At 63.3% G+C, this 22,500-nt stretch carries 18 protein-coding genes; 10 read left to right on the top strand and 8 right to left on the bottom strand.

Translation table 11 applies throughout. The features are described 5' to 3' along the window. Window positions 1–62: 62 nt before the first annotated feature. Both JI59_RS24150 and JI59_RS24145 read left to right on the top strand, forming a co-directional pair. A complete protein-coding gene (locus tag JI59_RS24150) occupies window positions 63–275 on the top strand; it encodes a type II toxin-antitoxin system Y4mF family antitoxin (RefSeq protein ID WP_007015874.1) in 213 nt (70 codons plus the stop codon). After that, window positions 272–1,513, top strand: coding sequence for a type II toxin-antitoxin system HipA family toxin (locus JI59_RS24145; RefSeq protein ID WP_007015873.1), 1,242 nt, complete (start codon window positions 272–274; stop codon window positions 1,511–1,513). Before JI59_RS24150 ends, JI59_RS24145 begins: the two co-directional genes overlap by 4 nt. Window positions 1,514–1,894: 381 nt before the next feature. On the opposite strand, the gene JI59_RS24140 is transcribed toward JI59_RS24145, so the two are convergent. Beyond that, on the bottom strand, window positions 1,895–2,176 hold the full coding sequence (locus JI59_RS24140; RefSeq protein WP_007015872.1) for a hypothetical protein: 282 nt from the start codon (window positions 2,174–2,176) through the stop codon (window positions 1,895–1,897). A 563-nt stretch (window positions 2,177–2,739) separates the two neighbouring features. Here JI59_RS24140 and JI59_RS24135 point away from each other — a divergent pair. The 3 genes from JI59_RS24135 to JI59_RS24125 all read left to right on the top strand — a co-directional run bounded on the left by JI59_RS24135 (window position 2,740) and on the right by JI59_RS24125 (window position 4,573). Further along, on the top strand, window positions 2,740–3,795 hold the full coding sequence (locus JI59_RS24135) for a DUF2493 domain-containing protein (protein WP_037486491.1): 1,056 nt from the start codon (window positions 2,740–2,742) through the stop codon (window positions 3,793–3,795). A 281-nt stretch (window positions 3,796–4,076) separates the two neighbouring features. Beyond that, entirely contained in the window at window positions 4,077–4,265 is a 189-nt protein-coding gene (locus JI59_RS27500) for a hypothetical protein (protein WP_007015870.1), read from the top strand. After that, window positions 4,262–4,573 (top strand): hypothetical protein, encoded by a 312-nt coding sequence (locus JI59_RS24125; RefSeq protein ID WP_007015869.1) that lies wholly within the window; start codon window positions 4,262–4,264, stop codon window positions 4,571–4,573. The genes JI59_RS27500 and JI59_RS24125 overlap by 4 nt, the downstream gene beginning before the upstream one ends. Before the next feature lie 127 nt (window positions 4,574–4,700). On the opposite strand, the gene JI59_RS24120 is transcribed toward JI59_RS24125, so the two are convergent. After that, on the bottom strand, window positions 4,701–4,928 hold the full coding sequence (locus JI59_RS24120; protein WP_007015868.1) for a hypothetical protein: 228 nt from the start codon (window positions 4,926–4,928) through the stop codon (window positions 4,701–4,703). 474 nt (window positions 4,929–5,402) lie between these two features. Between JI59_RS24120 and JI59_RS24115 the strand changes: the two genes are divergently transcribed. The 5 genes from JI59_RS24115 to JI59_RS24095 all read left to right on the top strand — a co-directional run bounded on the left by JI59_RS24115 (window position 5,403) and on the right by JI59_RS24095 (window position 11,808). Then, window positions 5,403–5,693 (top strand): ribbon-helix-helix protein, CopG family, encoded by a 291-nt coding sequence (locus JI59_RS24115; protein WP_007015867.1) that lies wholly within the window; start codon window positions 5,403–5,405, stop codon window positions 5,691–5,693. Next, a complete protein-coding gene (locus JI59_RS24110) occupies window positions 5,680–8,022 on the top strand; it encodes a type IV secretion system DNA-binding domain-containing protein (protein WP_007015866.1) in 2,343 nt (780 codons plus the stop codon). Before JI59_RS24115 ends, JI59_RS24110 begins: the two co-directional genes overlap by 14 nt. A 5-nt stretch (window positions 8,023–8,027) precedes the next feature. Next, a complete protein-coding gene (mobF, locus tag JI59_RS24105; RefSeq protein ID WP_007015865.1) occupies window positions 8,028–11,072 on the top strand; it encodes a MobF family relaxase in 3,045 nt (1,014 codons plus the stop codon). A 48-nt stretch (window positions 11,073–11,120) separates the two neighbouring features. Next, window positions 11,121–11,324 (top strand): hypothetical protein, encoded by a 204-nt coding sequence (locus JI59_RS24100; RefSeq protein ID WP_007015864.1) that lies wholly within the window; start codon window positions 11,121–11,123, stop codon window positions 11,322–11,324. Window positions 11,325–11,571: 247 nt separating this feature from the next. Beyond that, window positions 11,572–11,808 (top strand): DUF5818 domain-containing protein, encoded by a 237-nt coding sequence (locus JI59_RS24095; RefSeq protein WP_007015863.1) that lies wholly within the window; start codon window positions 11,572–11,574, stop codon window positions 11,806–11,808. 345 nt (window positions 11,809–12,153) lie between these two features. Here JI59_RS24095 and JI59_RS24090 read toward each other — a convergent pair whose 3' ends face one another. The 6 genes from JI59_RS24090 to ltrA are packed head-to-tail and all read right to left on the bottom strand — an operon-like array spanning window position 12,154 to window position 22,005. Then, window positions 12,154–15,171 carry a conjugal transfer protein TraG N-terminal domain-containing protein gene (locus JI59_RS24090; protein WP_007015861.1) on the bottom strand — a complete coding sequence of 1,006 codons (3,018 nt, stop codon included), beginning with the start codon at window positions 15,169–15,171 and terminating at the stop codon, window positions 12,154–12,156. A 15-nt stretch (window positions 15,172–15,186) separates the two neighbouring features. After that, window positions 15,187–16,626 carry a conjugal transfer protein TraH gene (locus JI59_RS24085; RefSeq protein ID WP_039859018.1) on the bottom strand — a complete coding sequence of 480 codons (1,440 nt, stop codon included), beginning with the start codon at window positions 16,624–16,626 and terminating at the stop codon, window positions 15,187–15,189. Continuing rightward, on the bottom strand, window positions 16,626–17,453 hold the full coding sequence (traF, locus tag JI59_RS24080) for a conjugal transfer protein TraF (protein WP_007015859.1): 828 nt from the start codon (window positions 17,451–17,453) through the stop codon (window positions 16,626–16,628). Before traF ends, JI59_RS24085 begins: the two co-directional genes overlap by 1 nt. Before the next feature lie 25 nt (window positions 17,454–17,478). Next, window positions 17,479–19,614, bottom strand: coding sequence for a conjugal transfer protein TraN (locus tag JI59_RS24075; RefSeq protein ID WP_007015858.1), 2,136 nt, complete (start codon window positions 19,612–19,614; stop codon window positions 17,479–17,481). 1 nt (window position 19,615) lies between these two features. Next, window positions 19,616–20,404 carry a type-F conjugative transfer system pilin assembly protein TrbC gene (trbC, locus tag JI59_RS24070; protein ID WP_007015857.1) on the bottom strand — a complete coding sequence of 263 codons (789 nt, stop codon included), beginning with the start codon at window positions 20,402–20,404 and terminating at the stop codon, window positions 19,616–19,618. Further along, entirely contained in the window at window positions 20,401–22,005 is a 1,605-nt protein-coding gene (gene ltrA, locus JI59_RS24065; RefSeq protein WP_138921578.1) for a group II intron reverse transcriptase/maturase, read from the bottom strand. Before ltrA ends, trbC begins: the two co-directional genes overlap by 4 nt. Between the last annotated feature and the right edge of the window lie 495 nt (window positions 22,006–22,500).

Raw genomic sequence — 22,500 nt, 5'->3', positions numbered from 1 at the left:
CCCGAGCGGGAATAGATGCCTTGAAATCGGCCACAATCGAGCATAACTTCCCGTTCGGTAATATGGACAGCAATTCACTTGGCCTCCTTGTGCGCCGCGAACGCAAGGCACAGAACCTGAAGCAGGCAGAGCTTGCGGCAGTGAGCGGCGTTGGCGTGCGGTTTATTGTCGATCTCGAAGCTGGCAAGCCGACGCTGCAACTCGGCAAGGTGCTTCAGGTCATCACGACGCTCGGCTGCGAAGTCCAGATCGCCCCGCCTGCGAGCCGGTCATGAGCAGCAGGCTCACCGTCTGGTGGGACGGCCGTGTGGTCGGCGCCCTCTATCTCGACCCCTTCGGCGAAACCCAGTTTGCCTATGATCCAGGCTGGCTGACAGAGCTTCGCGCTCCTGCGCTTTCATTCTCGCTACCCAAGCAGGTCGAGCCATTCCATCGTCGGGAATGCCAGCCTTTCTTTGGCGGCATTCTGCCCGAGGAAAGCCAGCGTACTGCCATCGCCCGCGCACTTGGTGTCTCCGCCGACAATGAATTCCGGCTGCTCGAGCATCTCGGCGGTGAAGTGGCAGGCGCTTTGACGCTCCTTCCTGAAGGCGAAGCCCCCACTCCCCATAGCGCCGCAGCGCCCAAACCTCTCGATGATGATCGTCTGATCCAGTTGCTCGATCATTTGCCGATGCGTCCAATGCTGGCGGGCGAGGATGGGTTGCGGCTGTCATTGGCCGGGGCACAATCGAAACTTCCGGTGCTTCTGATCGACAGGCAGGTTGCCCTGCCAGCACCCGGGCAGCCGACCAGTCATATCCTCAAACCACCGATCACGCGTTTCCCCTGGACGACCGAGAACGAATACTTCTGCATGTCGCTCGCCCGCGCCATCGGCCTTGACGTTGCACCGGTCGAAATGCGTACGGTTGGCGATCGTTCATTTCTGCTGATCAGTCGCTATGATCGGACCATCGGTCCGTCAGGCGAACTGGTCCGCCTGCATCAGGAAGACTTCGCGCAGGCGCTTGGCGTGCCGTCACACCGCAAATATGCGAGCGAAGGCGGGCCGAATTTTCCTGATTGCTTCGCGCTGCTGCGCCGGGCAGCAACCCGTCCGCCACGCGACATCCTGCGGCTGCTCGATGCGGCAATCTTCAACCTGATCATCGGCAATGCTGATGCCCACGCCAAGAATTTTAGCCTCCTGCACAAGGACGGCGCGATCGAGCTTGCACCGCTCTACGATCTGCTTTCGACCACGCTTTACCCGGAACTCTCGCCGAAGCTCGCGATGAAGATTGGCGGGAAGCACCTCCTCAACGAACTCGAGCCGCGTCATTGGGACAAGTTCGCTGTCGATTGCGGGCTTGGCGCCCCGTTCGTGCGGACCCGGATCAGGCAATTGTGTGAGGCTGTCATTGCCGGCCTGGACAACGAATTTACTGGCCCTACTTGGGCGGCAGATGGATTCGTCCCTGTCATCGCGCTTGTCCGTGAGCGCGCCGGGCTGCTCGGTGGGAAGTTGTGATATTGGCGCGACTCGGAAGCCCGCTCCGAGAAATTGTGCTTTAAGGGGCCGATTTACCGAGAAAACGAGATCTAATAGCCGTTTCATCCGAGTTTTCGCGATTTAACCTGCCCGTCCGCGCTGAAGCTGCCGGACGTTTTCCGGTCCTTCAGGACCGCGCACTCTTGTTAGAAATATCACCCCTTATTCCTAACGGAAACGGTCCTCCGACTGCTTCAAAACCATCACTAGATCGTTCATAGATATAGGTTTTGTAACATAAGAATCTGCGGAAAGGTGGCGAACCTGCTCGTACCGCGCCGCGCCGAATCCAGTGTTCCGTTACCCTGCAAAACGCGAGAACCAATCAACTGCAGGGTAAAGCGGCCTCAATCCTAATCTTTACGGCGTGCGATCATCTGCCTCGCCGGCATTTGCCTGATCGAGCAGGTCCATAAACGTGCGCGCCGCGTCGCCGTCTTGCGGGTCCTTGAACGCCACATCGAGATTCGGCGCCGAACCCAGCATGTAGAGCAGCGACCACATGGCGAACCTGCGTCCCTTGTCGGTCTCAAGCCCAAACTCGACCCGCATGCGCTCGATCCCGCTGGCAAGCCCTTCGGGCGAAACCGCACCGAGATCATCGGTTCCGAAAAAGCGCCGCATCTGGTCGTCGAATTCCATGGCCCTGCTTCGACAAGGTTGAGCGGCCCGGTCAAGTTGGACGCACTCGGTCCCGCGCGACCTGCAGCCGCGCTCCTGCGGGTGCGGTGCTTTTCGCTTTGGGCCGCCGGCACTCTTGCCTCCGGCTCCGTCGCCGTCCCGCGCCCGTGCGATGCACCGGGCCACGCGCCGACTGACTTGCTCCGGCAAGGGGTCCGTCATTTGCAGGTGGGCCGCAACCGAGGCTGCGGCTAGGCAAGGGCTGAGTTTTGCGGTTAACCCCGAACACCCACATGGGGGTTCGGGGGCAAAACCGTAATCTCTCTCTCATTTCGGTGGCTGAGCGAAATCAGCATCGCCATAGCATGACGCCTGGGAGATTGGCGGCCGTCAAGGATCGCGGGTGCCCCCCGATTTTGGCTTGCTGCGGCTAGCGCCTTGCGAGCAAAAATCGGCTCCCCCCACGCCCGCGACACGCGGCAGCAGCGCGTGCGCGCCGCCGTCCCTGACTGCCTGACTCCGGCGTCCTTCCGATGGGCATCTTTCATCAGCGTGATGAGAGAAAATTCCTTTTGGAGGTTATCATGACGGACCGTTTCTCGAACTTCGCCGACCTTGCCGAACACTATGCGCGCGAAATCGCCACGCCCGACTACGCCCGGGCATTCATGGAGCAGACCGAGATGGCCAAGCTCTCGATCGAGCATGAGCCGAGCGCTGTCGAAATGCCCGACCCCGAGGTGGCGCAAGCGGCGATCGAGATGATGTTGGCAACGGTCTTCGACCTGTTCCGTGACACCCGGATGGAAGACTTCGCAAGCGAAGTCGCCTGGGGCGTGGCCAACAGCTTCCATGTCGTCGCCAAGCGCCTCGATGACCGCGAGGATGCGATGGCGAACCGGCTTCAGGAGAAGCTGCGCGAATACGATCCGAGCGAGGTCTATGCGACCGACCTTGAGGACCTGACCATGCAGGCCCGCAGCCTTGCCGAATGCCGCGATGCGATGGAGTGCATGCGTGACCATGCCGCACGGATTTACCTAGTCGAAACCGGTCGGCCCTTCTCGCCGGTGCGGGGCTCGCGGGTCTCGTCCAAGACCAATGCCTCGATGATCGAAGCGCGCGACTATCTCGCGGCACAGAAGGCGCAGCGGCGCGAACAGTTTGCACCCACCGGCCCCGTCGTGGTGTTTTCGGGCGGACAGCAGTTCACCGACATTGCCCTCGTTGAAGACTATCTCGATGCGATCCATGCCCGGGTCCCGTCAATGGCGCTGGCAACGACCGCCCAGAACAAGGGCGCGGACGTGATCGCGGCAGCCTGGGCATCGCGCCACAATGTGCCGGTTATCCTGTGCAGGCCCGATACCTCGCGGGGACCTTCGGCGCCCTATCAGCGCAACGCCCGCATGCTCGCCTTCAAGCCTGTCGAGGCGGTGGTGTGCAGCGGCGGCGGCATCCAGGCGAACCTTGCCGACCGGCTGCGTGAAGCCCGCGTTCCCTTGCACATCGTGCGCGATTCTTCGGTCCAGAACGAGGCTCCGGCGGCGCGGGCCAAAGCGGCAACGCAAGCTGAGCGGCCTGCAATGAAGCGCACGGCATGTGGCACCGTCAATGGCGATGAACTCCCGCCGTTCTGAGCGGGGCCTGCTCCGATTGCATCAACCAGAAGGGTGTCCAGCCTCACCGCTGGATGCCCTTCTTTTTTGTCGATCGGGACGCACACCTTGATGGCCCGGCTCGCTCGCTTCTTGCCCCGACAGTAACGGCCTGACGGCCTGCTGGCGCCGAAGCATCGTTACTGGCGATGCGGCAACCAGGAACGCCGCGAAGGCTTCGCATCGACCGGGCAGGCGCTGCCCGCGCGTGGACCACCGGGGTGCTGCCTAACAGGGTTAAACACTCTCGCAGACTTCCAAGCATGATGGCCGCCATTGGCCCGCGTCAAGAAGGGCGGTTCCCCCAATTTTTGCGCCTGAAGAAGGCGAAAAAATCGGCTCCCCCACCCCCGCTCGCGCGGCGGGCCGCGGGCGGCCCGTTCCTGACCCGGGCCAAGCTCGGCCATCCCGAAGGAGACCTCTTCAATTCCTTTGACAGGAGGCTCACATGAACGCACTTACCAAGTCCCTCGACATCCCGGCTTTTGACCCCATCAGCTATGACGCCGCGGTCCGCGCCGCGACTATCCGCGCCCAGCACAGCTTCTTCGACAGCCACGTGATCGAGAACGACGACGGTTCCTTCAGCGCCATCGACGAAGGCGACTACAACGCCCTGCCCCAGGACCTGATCGACCGGATCGTCCATTCCGTCCCGGGCATGATGGCCGACGACTTCGACGAAGCGAACATCGCCCGCGCCGCAAGCTTCATGAGCGTGGTGATGGATCCAGACTGGGACGCGGATTGCCCGTTCTGAAATGATCATCCGCCGCAGCGCCGGAGGGCACCGACAAGGGGCTCTCCGGCCCCCTTTTTTGCGTGTCCAGATAAAGCGCAGCCGAGGCATCGAGCCCCGGCTGCGCTGGTCTCTGCCGAGACCGGTTTCAGCTTGCCCGCAGGCGCTTCTCCGCTTCGTCCAGGCCGAGCTTTCCAAGAGCGGCGAAGAATGCTTCAACCCTCTCAAACGGAGCCTTGCCGAGTGCTGACTTCCTCAACAGTTCGGCCATGGCAACCTGCTCGCTTTCCCGCAGCTTCGCTTCGCGCGCTTCCAGTGCACTCCGCTCCTTTGCGATCGCCTGTCGTTCCGCTTCAAGACTTCCTTTCCTGGCCATGATGATACCTCGTGGGTTGGCGCTGAAACCTCCCGTGCGCGAGGATTCCAAGCAGCGCTGTTAGTGGCAAGCCCTGTGCCATCGGCCCTGCAAATAAATTGTGCTGCCCGTCCTGTAATCAGCGGCGTTTCTTGGCTCCAGGACAAGCGGTCAAGGCTCGACTCTATGCGCATCAAAGACCAGAAACCACCCACCAGACACATGGCATCGGATTGAGGGGAAGAGTTGCAGACCGTACACTGCGGTGCAGTTTTAAGAATGGCCAAAAGCAGTATGTTTACGCGCAATGCTTCTTGTATTCGGGTATATTACATGCTGGCCAGGAGCTTCTGAAGCGGCAGAACTACGCCATTTCGGGCGTAATACGATGTGATACGCCCCGCTGCCTGCGACCTTTCGCTTGCCACCCTCTTTGCGATAGCCTAAATTCTCCCTCGCGCAATTCCCGCCAGGCCCTTTTCGAAGGGGTTGGCGATGACAGATACGGTTCTGATTTCGGTGCGGTTGCCGCAGCCGATTGCCGAAGCGGCCAAGGCCGCTGCCGAAGCGCAAAAGACCTCCCGCTCCAATCTCGTGCGAATCGCGCTTGAACATTTTCTCGATGGCGTCGCGGGCGCTTCCGAACTCGACCGGCGGCGGCAATTCTCGCTCGAGTATCTCTTCCTCGCGCTCGACCTCATTATCCAGCGCCAATATACCGATGTGCACGGCGAACTTCTCGCCGAAGCCGAGGCCCGGATGGAGGCGCTTTGTGGCGCGGCCTGACACCTGGTCCGACCGCCGCCGCCCGGGCAAGCTGCAGCATCATTCGGCGCGCGGCAACATGCCGCGCAATGCCGGCGACTTCACCCGCGGCTCGCAGCTCATCACCCATGAATTCCTGATGTGGTTCGCGTCGGCACGGCTTCCGTTTCTGGTCTGGTTCTTCACCTTCCTCGGCGTGCTTTCGGTGGTCCTGGCGCTGCGGCTTGAGAGCCAAGAAGTGCAGATGATCGGCATGCGCATCTATGCCGCCGGATGGCAGTTCATGGAGTTCTCCGATGCCAAGGTGATCAACCTCACCCTGCCATCGGGAGAGGTCGTTCCCGCCCCCATCGGCATGGTTGCTTCGCACCCCGATGTCGCTGTTGCCTGGGAGCGGATGATGCGCGCGATACGGGGTTCGTTGTTCATCTCGCTTTTCGTCGCCGTGCCGCTTTCGATCTGGTTCGTCGACTTCTCCCGGCGGCGCGGAAAGTCGATCCTCGAAGAGCGTCACCAGCGCGGCGCCATGCTTGTCGATGCTGCCGATCTTGCATCCGTCATCACCGATCACAACCGCGCCGCACTCGCCCAGGAAGTCGCCGAACGCTTGCCGGGAAGGACCATGGACGAGGTGCTGGCGATGCCGTTGGCGACGCGCAAGGCAGCAGGCATCCATCATGCCTATTCGCTCGCCGGTGTGCCCTTCCCCTGGCGCACCGAACAGGCGCACACGATGATGATCGGATCGACCGGAACCGGCAAGACGACGCAGATGCGCGCGCTGATCGCGCAGATGCGCAAACGCCGCGACCGGGCCGTCGTCTTCGATCTCACCGGCGCCTATGTCGAGGCCTTCTACAACCCCGAGACGGACACGATTCTCAATCCCATGGACGAGCGCTGCCCGTCCTGGTCGGTGTTTGCCGAAGCGAAGAACCATGCAGACTTTACCGGCATTGCCGCGGCCCTCCTGCCCGCCGATGGCGGCGGGGCCGAACCCTTCTGGATGCTGGCGGCGCGCACGCTCTTTGTCGAGACCTGCATGCGCCTGATCAAGCTCGGCAAGGCGACCAACCAGGCACTGGCAAGCCGGCTGATGATGGCCGACCTCAAGGAGGTCCACAAGCTGCTCGAGAATACCGTCGCCGACCCGCTGACCGCGCCCGAAGCAGCCAAGATGGCCGAATCGATCCGGGCGGTATTCAACACCAATGCGCAGGCGCTGCGCTTCCTTCCCGAGGGGAAGGAGCCCTTCTCGATTTGCGACTGGATCCGCGCCTCAGATCAGCCCGGATCGATCCTGTTCATCACCTCATCGCACAATGAACTGGTGCTCAATCGCGCGCTGCTCTCGCTCTGGATGAACCTTGCGGTACACACGCTGATGCGCCTGCCGCGCACGCGCGACTTGCGCACCTGGTTCTTCTTCGACGAGGTTCACGCGCTCCACCGCCTGCCAGCCATCGAGGACGGGCTGCAGACCGCGCGCGGGTTCGGCGGAGCCTTCGTGCTGGGCATCCACAGCTTCGCCAAGCTTGCCGAAACCTATGGCAAGGAAGGCGCGCAGAACCTGGCTTCGCTCGCGCGCACCAAGCTCATCCTTGCCGCCGCCGATCGCGATACCGCCGAGCATTGTTCGGATTTCATCGGCCACCGCGAAGTGCGCATGATGGATGAGGCATACAGCTACGGCTATTCGAACATTCGCGATGCCGCGACGATCACCCCGCGAAGCGAAGTCCAGCCCCTGGTGCTGCCCGACGACATCATGAAGCTTCCGTCGTTGCGCGGCTTTCTGGTCTTTCCCGAAGGCTTCGATGCCGCGCGGATCAGGCTTTCCTGGAAGGACTACCCGAGTGTCGCCGAAGGCTATGTCCTGCGCGAGAATGTCGAGCCGATCGAATTTGCTGAAGAGGCTGACGAGGAGGATCAGGGCGATCCGGATACAGGCGGGCGCGAGACCCGCGATGCGCCCGCGCCCGAGCCGGAGATGGAGCCGGACGACGACCGGGAGTCTGCTCTTGAGGCATCCGCGGACGAAGACGAACCGGCCCAGCTAGGGAGCCAGGACAGTGGCGACAATCCACCTGTCGCCAGCAGCCTGTCGCGCGCGATGAGCTATCGTCCGGGTATGCCCGAAGCCGAACCGTCTGCCATGCAGCGCGCCGATGAAACTGCCTCTCGCCCTCACGTGAACGCGAAGGCAGTTGGCAAGGGCAAGCAAGTCTCGCAAACGACGCGCGAGCTCTCCGAAGCGCTCGAACCCGAACGCGGAATCGAGCGCACCGCAGCCGGTCCAGGCGAAGCCCAATTGCCCGGACTCGATGCCGATGACGGCATCGGGATGTAACGGCGATGCATTCGATCGCACCGGTTCGGTCCGCAGGCGGCGCAGCCGACTATTTCGCGAACGACAATTACTACACGGCTGAAGAGAACGCGGAAGCCGGGGTCTGGGGCGGCGAAGGTGCGCGGCTGCTTGGGCTGGAAGGCGACGTGGGTCGGGATGCGTTCGAAGCGGTGCTCGGCGGCAAGCTGCCCAGTGGCGAGATGGTGGGGCAGGTCGAGGGGCGCAGGCTGGGTCTCGATCTCACCTTTTCGATGCCCAAGTCCGCATCGATCCTGGCGCTGGTAACTGGCGACAAGCGCATCCTCGATGCACATCTTGTCGCAGTCAAATCGACCATGAGCCAGCTTGTCGAAAAGCGCCTTGCCGAAGCGCGCAACTACGAGCGCAACCGCAATGGCGAACCCGAAAAGACCGGCAATCTCGTCTATGCCCTGTTCGCTCACGACACGAGCCGCGCGCTCGATCCGCAAGGCCATGTCCACGCCGTCGTCGCCAACCTGACGCGCGATCTGAAGGGCAACTGGAAGGCGCTGTGGAACGGCGAGATCTGGAAGAACAACACCACCATCGGGCAGTTCTACCACGCCGCGTTTCGCGCCCGGTTGCAGAGGCTGGGATACGAGACCGAGGCGTCTGGCAAGCATGGGGCCTTCGAGATCAAGGGGGTGCCCAAAGAGGTCATCAAGGCCTTCTCCACGCGCACTGCCGAGATCGAGGCGAAGATCGCGGAGACCGGCGCCACGAGGCTCGCCACCAAGAAACAGATCACGCTTTACACCCGCGATCCCAAGCTCGATGTCGCCGACCGACAAGCGCTGGTCGAAGGCTGGCAGGCGCGTGCGGCGGAACTGGGGTTCGATGGCAAGGCGCTGGTTGCCGAAGCGCAGGAACGCGCTGCAACGCAGGCTCGCCCCACCATGCGCGAGACTGCAAGCCAGGCCTTTGCCGAAGTCACGACACGCATATCGGCTGCTCTAAGACTGCCTAGCGATCTCGCCGCATCCGGACCCGCGGCGCTGTTCCTTTCGGCAGAGACGATCAAGGCGCAGCATGCGACCGCTTCGGCGATCCGGCATCTCTCCGAACGCGAGGCGGCGTTCAGTCCGCATGCGATCCTTTCCGCTGCGCTGGGCTTCCAGATCAGGGGGCTAGAAGGCGAGGCGGTGATCGAGCGTATCGGGCAGCTGATCGAGAGCGGTCAGCTCATTCCCGGAAAGTCCGACCGTCTCGACGGGCATTTTGATCTCGTGACAACACCCGAGGCGCTGGCGCGCGAGCAGCAGATTCTCGACCGCATCGATGCCGGTGCCGGAAATGGCCGCGCGTTCATGGCGCCCGACGTGGCGGTCGAACGCTTGCAGCAGGCCGCGCGCGAACTGGGACGCGAACGCGCAGGGGCCGAGGACTGGCAACTCAATGCCGGGCAGCTGTCGGCAGGCGTCGCGGTCCTGTCGGGCGAGGACCGGTTTCTCAACATCCAGGGCGTGGCTGGCGCGGGCAAGTCGACCCTGCTTGGCGCGGTAGCGAAGGTGCTGGCCGAAGACGGCGTGCGCCTCGTTGGCCTTGCCTTCCAGAACAAGATGGTTGCTGACCTGCGCGGCGGCGGCAGTCAGGCGATGTCGGTCGACGAGATGCAGGCGGCCGGGATCGAGGCCTATACCATCGCGCGGTTCGTCAGCACTTATGGCTCGGCCGCAGCGCGCGGGGAAGGCGAGCGGTTCGAGGCGGCGAAGGCTGAGCTCAGGGACACCGTCGTTGTCACCGACGAGTCCTCGATGGTCTCCTCGCGCGACATGCTTTCGGTCATCGCGATCGCCGAGCGGCTCGATCTCGCCAAGGCGCCGTTCATGGGCGACCGTCAGCAATTGTCGGCGATCGAACAGGGCAAAATGTTCGCGGTCTCGCAAAGCGCGGGCCACGCAACCGTGCGGATGGACGAAAATATCCGCCAGAAGAACTCGCCGCTGCTGCTCGCGGTCGCGGGATTGTCGAACGAAGGTCATGCCAGCCTTGCGCTCGACCTCCTGGCTTCGCACGGCAAGGTCACCGAAGCGGGCAAGGACCATGTCGCGGCGGCAGCCGATCTCTGGCTCTCCCTGCCGCCCGATCGGCGCGGGCAGACCGCGATCTTTACCGCCGGGCGCGACGATCGCGCGCAGATCAATGCGCTGGTCCAGGCCGGCTTGCTGCGTGAGGGCACGCTCAAAGGCGAAGGCGTGGCGCTCAAGGTGCTGCAAAGCGCCAACACCACCCGCGAAGAAATGCGCTTTGCGTCGACCTATCGCGCTGGTCAGGTGCTCGAAGCGCGCATGGAGGTGCGCGAACTGGGGCTGGGCAAGGGCGAATACACTGTCCGCGATGTGCGCCGCGACGGCAAGGTCATGCTCGAGCGCGAAGGCCGCACAAAACTCATCGATCCCGACCGGCTCGATCCGCAGCACCGTTTCGACCGGCTCGGGCTCTACGAACAGAAGGATCTGCGCCTGCACGACGGCGATACCGTGTTCTGGCGCGACAAGGACGCTAGCCGCGATATTGCCAAGTCGACCTATGCCACGGTGCTGGCAACATCGAAGGATGCGGTCACGCTGGAGCTTTCCGACAGGCGGCAGGTCACCCTGCCCGCCGGCGACCCGATGCTGCGTCGGCTTGACCTGGGCTATGCTCTCAATGCCCATATGGCGCAGGGCGTGACTATTGCGCGGGCGATCGAGGTCATATCCTCAAGCCAGCGCAACCTTGCCACCCAGCGCACGCAGAACGTGCTCAACACGCGTGCCACTGACGACATGCATGTGGTCACCAACGACCTTGCCGCGCTCAAGTTTCAGCTCGACCGCACGCCGGGTAACAAGACCTCGGCGCTCGAAGCGACCGGCCGGATCGAGGTGGACAAGCCGCCCGCGAACCCGACCGATGCGCGCCAAGTGCCAGACCTGAAGATGAGTCCGGAGCTCAGGGCCAAGCTCGATGCGGTGCTTGGTCCCCGGCCCGAAGCGCAAGTGCGCCAGCTTCCCGTTCCGGAAAAGTCGCTGGGGCTCGACCTGTGAGTGGCGCCCCTGCCCCAAATCTATCCACCTGCCAAGGAGACCCAACTCATGTCCTATGACCACCAGGAAATCGGTGATTTTGCCAGCGAAGCCGATGCGCGCGACTGGGCCGAGCGCAACGGCCTCGAACTGCGCGACCTGCACCTGCGCGCCCGCGGTGAGGGCAGTGTGACGCTCAGTGTACGCCGTTCTGCGCTTGGCGATACGGCGCCAAGCGACCTCTCCTATGGGCGGCGCACCGGGTTTTTCTGATGCGCGCCTATTCCCGCTTCCCTTTCCGCCGGGCTGGCCTTGCGCCGTGCCTGACCGGAACGGCGCGGTCCGGGCCGCCTCCCACCGGGCCGCGCCGAACAGGCGATGGAGAAAACCGTGCAATGTTCGTTTTAGATCGCATGGGGTGTGCCTCGCTCGTTTCGTTCAAAGGGTGGTGTCGATGGTGCTTCAGCCCTAGAAGAGCCGTGACTCGCCGTATCCGGGCGCCCGTCATTCTCCATTCGCTATGAACAAGACCATGCACCAACCGAACTCGCGCGCCGCCAATGTCCATGTGGGAATGATCGAAGCTTCACCGCGCGGCCCGCTCTTGCGCGATGATGAGGGTGTCATCTGGCGCCTCGGGTTCGTTGACGATCAGGTGCCCGAAGACCTCGAAGGCAGAGTGAGCATTCGCGGAAAGGTTGTCGATCTCGACCGTATTGAGGTTGAGTACTGGGAACGAATTGCCGGGGCCTGCTGAACCTAGCGTGCCATCTTCAGCGCATGCGCGCTGCGGGAGGAGGATGGAGCGTCAAGGGCGTGGGGCGCAGAATTGCCCTGCCATGCGATTGAAAATCGAGCCCGTTTGGGCTATCCAAGCAGGGATAAGGAAGACCCTGCCATGGACCATGATCGCTACGGACTTGATGGACACCCAATCTATCCCCGCCCGGGTCATTTCGACCATGTGACCGGGCAACCGCTCCCGACATTTGGCGGCTCGAACGGTCGCACAGCTGGCCCTCTCTCGATCGCCCTCGCTGTACTCATGTGCATCGTGGCGGTCTTCTTGGCATATATGTCGAACCTGATTGGCTGACCTGCCTTAGTTTTTCCGCCTGGCCACATGCAGGTGGTCGCGCGCCGGATTGTCGGGGAACCGCTCGAAGTCGACGGCATAGGATGGGCCAAGACGCTCTCGCACGCGGGCAGCCCATTGCGCACCCTGTTGGTCGGAGATGTTGTTTCCCCTGAAGTCGAGCGCGCGATTGGCATAATGCGCAGACCCGGAGACATGCTGGCTGCTGTCGTTCCCTGAGGTCACCACTGGCTTTGGCAGGCCAAGCGCCCTCGCCTCTTCAGCGACCGCGCCCATCGCCGGGACCAGCGATCCATCCATCCGGTCGAGCCGCACACCACGCTTGATGCCAAGTCCGAGCTCGCGTGCCATGGCGGCTCCATCGACCGGCCCAGCAAAGTCCTGCGTGATCAGCCTGCTCTCGCTCAGACTTCCTGATGGCAGCGGCACGCCAGAGGGCGTACCAAGATCTGCAGCCGAACCCAGAGTGCCCTGCCCCGCAATCTTCGCGACATCGGCCAGTTCGTCGATCCGGCGGCTGCGCAAGTCGCTCATCAGGTCGTCCATGATGAAGCTGATCGCCTGGTCGCGCCGGGCGATATCGCGGTAGTCGAGGCGCGGATTGGAGATGTCGGGCAAGTGCCATTCGGGATGTTCGCGCTGCAGCGTCTCGTAGCGCTCCTGGATGAGGTTCGACATATCGCTTGAGACCTGAAATCCGTGGCTCTCCGCATAGCTGGCTTCCGACATCATGCGGCCCCCGATCTCGCGGTAGCGCGCAGCGGCAGCGCGACGTTCCTCGGCTTCGGCAACCCGCCAGTCGGTTCCGCCACTGCTGGTGTGCGACTGGCTCGCATCGGAGTATTCCGAGTCCTGGCTGTAGGTCCCGCTCGATTGCACATCGCCCGCATTGCCGCTGATCACGACCCGGCTACCAACATCCTCGGACTTGTCGGTGCCACGGGTGACCTGATTGGTGGCCGAGCGTTCAGTTCCGGCGCTCGCGCTATCGCCAGTCTCCTTGCGACCAGACAGGGCTGCAGACAATGAACCTGCAAGTCCACTTCCGGCGGCGTCCTGCATAGGCGTTCCGATCGTACCGGTTCCGGTCAGGGAGACACTCGAACCGAACACCCGGTTGGCAAAATCGCTATTTGAACGACTATTCCCCTGCCGCAGGATCAGGTCATCGTTGGTGACCTCGCGGGTCGACTTGCCCGACGAGCCTTCGATGAGGACATTGCCGCCGACATTGTGGGTGTCGGAGGCGCGCGAGCCGCTTTCACTGCGGCTGCCCCTGACCTGGCTCGATGCGGCAACCTCGCTGCCGAACCGCCCGCGCGAGCTCGACCAGGTCGTCGATGTGCCGTTCTCGATGCGGTCTGCCTCATTGAGATACCACTGGCCCTGATTGCGCAAGTCGCTGGCGTAGCCGCGCGTCATCGTCGCCTTGAACGGCAGCTGTGAAATCGCGCCGCTCGCATCGATCACCGAATGCGCATCGCCATAGGTGCGGTACATGCGCCCGTCATCGCCGCGCAGGCTCGCCTGCGGTGCGCCTGCCATGAGATTGGGGGCAAGGTTCCACTGCGCCATTTGCCGGTTTTCGGCATTGAGGTTGCCGTAGCTGACATCGCCGAACGCATAATTGCCGGTGGTGCGCTCAACTGCGGCGGCATCGGCCGCGCCCTGCGCCGGTGACAGCAGCGCTCCCATGTTGTGCGCGACCGACAATGTGCCGCGCATGACCATCAGCGCGAGGACCGGCACCGACATCATCAGGAACCCGGCCATCGTCGCCACGTCCTGGTTTACCGCATCGATACCGGCCCAAGTGACAAGGCTGACTCCGCCCGCAGTGCTGGCGGCGGTCTGGCTGGCAAGCCGGTCCATGATGAACATGTGGATGAGGACGTAGAGCGGCCCCCAGGCGGCAAGGTAGAAGAACCCGGCAAAATAGCCCTTGAGCGTCGCGATCCCCGTGCGTGGGAACAGCAGCAGCGGGAACACCACCGGGAACAGCGCGTAGAAGACAAGCGTGAGCACCACACCCAGCACCGGTATCCAGATCAGCCCCTGCTCGGCTGCGGTCGTCATCGCATTGCGGGTCTGCGCATCGGCGCGCTGCAAGGCGAAGGCGTCGGCATCGGCGTTGCCGAAATCGAGCTGGGCCGCCTCAAAGGCATCGACCATGCTCTTCTGCTTGAAGAACTGGTTTCTGGTCATGGCGGTGCCGGTGAGCAATTGCGCGACTACCGGCACGTCAGCGGCGAGCCGTGCGCCGGCGGCAGCCTGGGTGAGCTTGGGATACATCGAATGCGCGAAGGGCAGCGCATAGGCGTTGATCGCTGCGTCCCACTGCGCGTCGAGCAGCCCCCAGGCCTCGGCGCAGGTCCTGCCCTCGATATCGACCGCCCCGCCGCCGGTCTGGGTCAGGAATTTCATGCCGCGGTTGGTCGCGGCATTGACCCCGAGATCGGCCCACAGGTCAGTGGATTCCGAAAGCAGCCGAAGGCTCTTCGTCCCGAGCAGGATATCGTAATAGGCGCACTGTTTGAGATAGCCATCGAGGTTCGCCTTGAAGACGGGATCGCGAATTTCGAAGCCACGCACCTTGTCCCACAGCCTGGCGCCATAGACGAACCCGCCGGTTGAATAGTTGAGCGCGGCAGGCATGACGAAGACCGTCTCGGCGGTGCGCGTGAGGTAATCGCTCACCTGGCTGGTGAACGAGGCCATGACCCCCAGGCCAATCGGCACGTTGGCGACGGTCGCGGGCGCAAGGCCGGGATTGATGCGGTCGGTGACTTTGACCGTGACGGTCGGCACCATCAGCACGAGGTAGATCAGCGTCGACTGGACGAACCAGCGAAACCACGCGCGCCAGTCGAGGTCCATCGCAGTGATGAGCAGGGCATAGATCAGGCCCATCACCATGCAAACGCGGATCAGCGCCTTGAACCCGCCAGAGCCGGTCCAGGCGGCGACAGCGTTGAAGGTCTGGACGAGATACTCGCCGCCCCCGACGGTGAAGACCTCAAGCATCTCCCTGGCCCGCCCCTACTGGACTTGCTGGTTGAGCGTGCGCGAGAACCTGAGCGCTGCCGACATCTGCGGCGAGAGCTGCGAACGCAGGGTCTTTTCCATCATCTGCGTGCGCTGGATCAGCGCGAAGGTCTGGTCGAAGCGCTGCGAGGTGCGCGCGGACAAGCCCAGAAAGTTGCGCCGGGTCTCGTAAAGCCCCTCGCGCCATTCGCGCAAGCTGTCGGCATCCGCCCCGTTGAAGTCCGAGCGCGCGTTCACCGCCATGTCGATGAAACGCATGGTCATGGTGGTGACAAGGTCGATTGCAACGATTTCGGAAAGATCGTTGATCTCCTGTGCGGTGATGCCGAACTCGGCCGCTGCGCTGACGGTGACGATCTTGTAGACCGGAACGCTTGCCATGCCGAGCAGCTGGACTTCGGCAGGGGTGAGCGAAGCGCCCGGATCGCGCACCTTCAAGGCCATCGATTCGATCAGCGCGCGCACCCTGGCCTTGAGCGCCGCATTGGGGCCGATCACCAGCGCGGTCTCGGTTGGGTTCATGCATTTGGTGGTGTCGGAACCACAGGACCAGACCTTGTGCGGCGCGGCCGAAGTGCCATCGAGCATGGCGCTGATGAGCGCCGAGTCAGCCGGGCCGATGAACTGGACGCGCGGCTTGCCGCCGTTTCCGGCCGGATCGTAGATCACCGTGCCGACCAGCGTCATCAGGAATTCGCGGAACTGGGTGTCGAACCCGCCGTATTTCTTGCCCAGCGCCTCCCAGGTGTAGTTGTTCGGCATCCCGGCCTGATCCTGCATGTCGGGATCGGAATTGCCCGCCTTCAGCGCCTCGCGCTCTCCGCCATTGTTGCACTGCTGGCGCGCTCGGGCCCAGTCGGCGACCGCACCCTGGCTGTTGGCGATCGCCTCGCAGACGACCGAGGATGCGGTATCGGTCTTGGGCCAGAGCCCGCCGACCAGCGCCTGCGCGGTCTCGCACGACGAAATGTTCATCTGGTTCATCTGCTGCACTTTCTGCGCCAGCTCATCCATGACCTTGCCGATCTCGGGCGAAATCGTGTCGATCGCGAGCTTGAAGGCGAAGCCCAACGCATTGTTGGCGGTGGCCTTGAGCATCGCGACGAGTTCGGCGGTGTTGATGAACGAGAACGATCCGGCGAAGAGGTCGATGCCCCCGCACCCGGCACGCGCATGCGGCAACTGGAGATTGAAGGGCTGGATATTCTTTTGCGGAAACCGCGCCCACATCGCCCCGCCCGAATAGTAACCCGCCGACTGGCCCTGATAGGCTGATGGCCCGGTGACATTGGCCTGCGCACCCATTTCGGTCATGAAGCTCTGCATCTCGCTTTCGACCCCGGCCAAGGCGGGAACCGGCACTGCCAGCACAAGCGAAGCGGTAAGCACCATAGCGATTGCGCGGCGCGAGGCATGAAGTATCCGCGCGCGCATCAGTAGTCGCTCCCGGGCCGGACCTGCGTGAGCTGAAACACCCGGTCCATGATCTCGTCCTGCGACAGGATACCGTAGCCGATCGGCATGGGCCGTTTGGTCACAGAGTCGAACAGCACCAGCGCGGGCACCTGACGGTCGTTGCCAAGCCCGAGCCGCTCGTATTGCCCGGCATCGACGACGTACTCGGGAAATGAGGCCGTAGGCCCGCCGTCCATCGAGACCGCGAGCACGGCAAGCCCGAACTTGTCGCTCACCGATTTGAGGATCGGCCCGAAGATCTCGCAGGCCCCGCAACTCGAGGCATAGAAGTAGAACACACCGTAGCGCTGCGAGAGCCGGGACATGGCAAGATCGCGGTCGGTCTTGCGCTGGTCGATCCAGGCCCGCTTGCCAAGCGTCGAGACCGGGCGCTGGAGCGTATAGTCGAGGCCCGGGTCCTGCCAGAGCGCGCGCTGCCAGACATCGGCGAACAGCGAGGAGCGGTCGAGTTGCTCGCGCTGGAAGCGCACGTATGCGGTCACATTCTCAGGGGTGGGCTCGAGAATCGCGCGCGCCTTCAATTCCTCAAGCGCAGTTGAGATTGCCGCGAGGCGCTCGCGCGCCGGGACTTGCGGGGCGCTCTCGGGGCTGCCGGTCTCGGGCTTTGGATCCTCGCAATAGAACCACGTGCCGAGCTTGCGCTCGCCGCAGTAGAAGCTGTCCCCGGCCTGCTCGACCTCGATCCCGTCGCCGCTGGACGCATGAGCGCCAACCGGGACGAGGAGACTGAAGGAGAGGCTGGCGGCAATGCCGGCGACGACGGGGATGGTCCTGGCGTTGATCATGATCGGTTCCTGACCTCCTGGGGGCTCATGGCTGGTGGCTCGCGTAATAGGCTTCGATCTTGCGCTGGATTTCGACGAGCGTGGCGGCCTCATCGGGAAGCTTCGCGGCCTCGACGAACTCGGCGTAGACTTCGGAAAAATCCATGATCGCAAGGTCGAGCCGCTGGAACTCGAAGACGGTGAAGCCCTCGCAGGTCTCGGTCTTGGGCTTGCCCCAGGGCTTGCCGAGCTGGGGGCGCCCCTGTTCCTGGAGGATGCGGCTGATCTTCGATTCAAAGCAACAGTAGACCTGCTTCCTCGTTTTGCAGATGCCGAGGAAACTGGACGAGCAATAAGACCCGACTTTGTGGCATAGGCCCGCATCGTCCTTCTGGTCGAGCAGCACTTCGGCAGGGGAGCATAGCAGCGGTGTGAGCAGCGGTACGCCGCTTCCCGAGCAGCAGTTCGAGAGCCCGAAGAGCTTGTGCGAGCAGGTCTCGCGCGTGCCGCGAAACAGTGTCAGCGTGGCTTCGTCGAACTCGGCACTGGCCTGACCGAGGGCATTCAGGGCGACGGCCGCATCCTTGAACTCGTCGGAGGCCTCGCGCTCGATTGTCTCGCATTCGCCATTGAGGCAATAGACATCGCCGCCGCAAATGTATTGCACCGGCTCGGGCGTGGTGCCGGGAATCGGGCAGGAATAAGTCCGTTCGGTCACCCCGCATGATCCATTGGCAGCAGGCGGATCGTCGAGACAGGACTCGCGCGCGAGCGTGCAGGAGCTATTGGCTTCAAGGCTCGGGCAATCGTTGGCGCCCCCGACGATCCGCTGGCACAAGTACGAGCGGTTCTTCTGCCAGCAGGGCCGCGTCACCTGGACGCCTGCAATCGTCCGGGTCTGGTTTGGCGCGGTGCAGACCTCGCTTTTGAGCTCGCAGGCGACCGGATCATTGGGACAGCCCGAAGTGGTCCAGCTCTCGGTAAACCATTTCGAGGTCGAGATTTCCGGCGTGAACCCCGCGATGCTGGCGCTGCACGACCAGACCTGCTCGGGTGCGGCAGGCTCGATGCAGGTCAGATATCCGCCATTGAGCGGATCGCCGATAAAGTCCCAGGTCTTGCACAAGTCGCGCTCGGCAAGGCCTGCGGTGCCTGCCGTCGTGCGGGTGCAGGAAGGCTGCGAACCGATCGCGCCGCAATGCTGGAGCCCGGTGACGTACTCGAGCGGAAAGCTGGTGACCGGATCGTAGGTCAGCGCAGCGCTCAGACCGTCATTGTTGCAACGATAGATGTGGCTGACGACTTCGAAGGCGCCGGCAGGCGGCGGCGCGGGGACGGTGCCCAGCAGGTAAATGTTTGGATCGGTTACAGCGCTGCTGCAGTCGTAATAGTCGATAGTGATGCCGTAATCGGGAACGGGATAGCTGGAGGTGCGCCGGCACTGGCCATTGCCGGAAAGCGCCGAGCAGCCATTGAACGTTCCCGAAATCGCGCAGAGGTACTGGTAGGTAAGCGCGCTCCACTCGGTCACGACAAGGTTGCTGGTGCAGCTTTTGGTTTCCTCGATGACCTTCGAGCCGACATGGCAGGTCCACTCAGCGCTGTTGGGCGTTCCGGGACCGGGCGGCAGCGGTGTGCAGTCCCCGGTCGAACCGTCGGCGCTGACCCCATCGAGATAAGCGTCCGGGTCAGCTTCGATCGCGGTTGCACGCGCCATGTCGCCTCGGGTGACATCGACCACCGGGCGCGATGTCGAATTGGCCGTTCGGTAGGCCTCGCTATTGTAACCTTGCGCCGCGCCCGCAGCATACATCTCGCCGGGATTATCGTAATACTGCGTGAGCCCGGGATACGTAGCATCATAGCCCGGCACCTGCGCCGCCGCGCCTGCTGCCTGCGTCAGGTCCTGGTAATTCTCGCGCAGCGCTGACCCCGCGGCGCGGGCTTCGGCCTTCGCCTGCTGCGCTGTCATCGTTTCAGGCGCGGGAGGCGGTGGCGGCAGCGGTTGCGGCAAGGGTAGCTCGCCGGCAGGAGGCAGGACCGGCAGGTCCTCGATCAGATCGTCGGGCGGCGGGATATAGACCTGGGCCTGCGCCGGACTGGCAGCGACGAGCAGGCAGGCGAGGATCAGGCCCGCGATCAGCGGGCGCGTCCGGCCAGATAGTTCTGCCGCCCCTGCCATGTCACTTCGCCTTGCGCAGGTTGGCAAGCGCGATTCCCGCCACTCCGGCACCGGGCCCGCGCCCCCCGGCAAAGCGTTCGAGCGCATAGTCGACGCTGACATTGCCGCTCATGCGGTCGTGATCGGGAACGGCAGAGGTGCAATCGAACCCGTCGCACAGCTCATAGGCGCGGCTTGCGACGACGAACGTCGGCGCTGCACTGACGGAGAACGCGCGAAACAGGCGTGGGTCGATGGCGATATGGGCTTCCTGGCGCTCGTCGGTGATGACACGCTTCAGCCCTTCGGCGAACGCGCGCGTGCTGCCTTTGGGAAATCCGCGAAAGACGACCACGCCGCCCGCCGCGCTGGTGTCGGCGATCAGGCGCGAGAGTGAGGCCTCGGGCATCGAGAGGCTGGCGAAGACCACGAACAGCGGCCCCTCGCCTATCGGAGCGCTGGCATTGGCGGCCGCGCCTTCAAGGATTGCGTCGAAATCGACCGGACCTGCAGGGCCTTTGGGCAGGCTGGCGGGATCGATGTCTTGCATCGCGGCCAACGCATCCTCGCGCAATTCCTCGGCATCGCGCGCATGCGCGGCTTCGCGGCCCGCAAGCGCGTCGACGAAGTCCTGTGCCTCGCTGGTCTGCTCGCCGGCGCGCGCCTTGATGGCGTCGAGATCAAGGCCTTCCACCGTTTGTGCGGCGGTGCGCGCCAATCCCGCCGAGATCCCCGCAAGCGCCAGGAAGGCGGCGACAGCGGCCAGTCTGGAGGTGCGGAAGGCTCCGATAAGGTGACGTAACCTGTTCATAGTAGAGTAAGACGTGGGCGCTGCGGCGTGTCTCCACGCCCAGTTTCCCACGCCTTCTCTCCGAACCGGACGTGCACCTTTCGTTGTGCATCCGGCTCTCCAGAAGCCTTGGCGTACTCGGGTTTCTTCATCCATTTGAGATCGAACCTCCGAACTGGCACGTAGCTCATCAAGAATTGCTCCGTGCTGCCTTCAGCCCAGACCTTGCTGCCCGGATGGGCGATGCCCGGCCTGCGCCACGATGCGATTTTCCTCCCGGGGACACGTTTGTGCTTGGCCCGCAGCCACAGCCAGAGACGTTGCCGCACATGCCAGTCGAGACTGGCGAAGATCGACTTCGCCCCCACGCAGTAGCGGTAGTAGGCAGACCACCCGCGAAGGTATGGATTGAGTTCCTGAAGCATGGCCTTGAGCGAACGCCGAAGCGTCTGCCGTCGGGCCAGTTGATTTACCCGTATCCTGAATCCGTTGATCGGCTCGCGCGGGATTTCGATGCGGGCGTGCAGCCCGAACCGCTTGTCCCATTTGAGCCTCACGCGGCATCCAAGGAATCGACAGCCCTCGGTCAGCGCGGTGATGCGCGTCTTCTCGGGCGAGAGCGTCAGACCCATCGCTTCGTGCAGGTAGGTTGCCAGCGCCTGCTTTTCGGCAAGAGCGTCAGCTTCCGTTCCCGACACGAAGATCAGGAAGTCATCGGCATAGCGGACGGGATAGAAGACCGGTCGCCCGGCCTTGCGATCCTTGTCGCGCCTGATTGCCGCCAGCCTTATCCCATCGGATTTCAGCTGTGGGTCCTCGGGGCGTTTTACCCAGTCCCGATACCGTTCCTCGATCACGCCAAGCGCGATGTTGGCCAGCAGCGGTGAGAGCACTCCACCTTGCGGCGTGCCGGTGTCTGTCGGGCTGTACGAAACATCCTCGAGAACCCCGGCCTTGAGGAACTGCACGAGCAACCGGTTCACCTTGCGGTCCGCGACGCCGTGGCGCACGCGTTCCATCAGCGGGTGATGTCCGATATTGTCGAAGCAGCCCTCAATGTCGCCTTCGATTACCCATTGGTACGGCGCTTTGTGTCGGCGACCGTCAGCCGCAGGTCTGCCCCGCGACTGGATGGTCACACGGATATGTTCAAGGCAGGCCTGACTGCCCCGTCCGGGCCGGAACCCGTAAGAGACTGGCCAGAACCGGGCCTCGAAGATCGGCTCCAGTACTTGCTTGACCGCGCACTGCACCACGCGATCCTTGACTGTAGGGATACCGAGGGGTCGGAACTTCCCCGGTTTGCCCGGCTTGGCGATCCATTTCCTGCGTGCAGGGGACGGGCGGTAGCCGCCCGACCGAAGCTCCTCGCGAAGCTTCCGCAGAAATTCCATGGCACCAATACCGGATGCAATTCTCGCTACGGTCTCCCCGTCGACTCCCGGAGTGCGCTTGCCGCGATTACCGGCAATCGTTTTCCAGGCCATCTGCAGATTGCGGGGATCGGTTACCCAATTCCACAAGTCGCAGTATGGTTCTTCGGGGTGTTCCCGACTCCACTGGTAGAGCTTTCGCTGAACGCCGAGGAGCCAGACCTGTGCGGCCTGATTACCAGAGTCCACTGGTAGTTCCTCCGTCATGACAGCCCACCGGCTTCCTGCCTGCCTTCGCCATGTGGACGGCTTTCCCGCCCTCGGACTACTACGCAGGCTCCGCCCCACCAGCGCCCATCCCCGGTCTCCGCGGATAGCCTGCTCCGAAGCAGGCGGGCGATGATGGTTCCCGTGTTCCGACGATCAACCTTGGACCCGTAGGTGCGACGCTTAACCCCTTGCGGCTCGGGCGTGCGGACAAGAAAGGACGACCCGCACACGAGTGCTCTGCGAGCACCCACCAGAAGGCAGCGCAACACGCCAACCGGTTCACACCGCGATTTCCCCACCCCGTCAGGTGATCGGGAGTTCAACTGTAAATAAAGAGGCTTCAGACACGTCATTCGCTTGTATCTCACCATAGATCCTGTGGTAGCCCGGCCTGCGGCTGACGGGCCGCATCCGGTACAGTTCAGGTCTCCTGCTCTGAGGCCGACCGCCGGAACGCGGCAAACCTTGGAGACC

Source organism: Novosphingobium pentaromativorans US6-1 (assembly GCF_000767465.1).
GTDB classification, from domain to species: domain Bacteria; phylum Pseudomonadota; class Alphaproteobacteria; order Sphingomonadales; family Sphingomonadaceae; genus Novosphingobium; species Novosphingobium pentaromativorans.
Note: the sequence above shows the minus strand (reverse complement) of the source record. Positions and strands in the feature narration are given on the sequence as shown.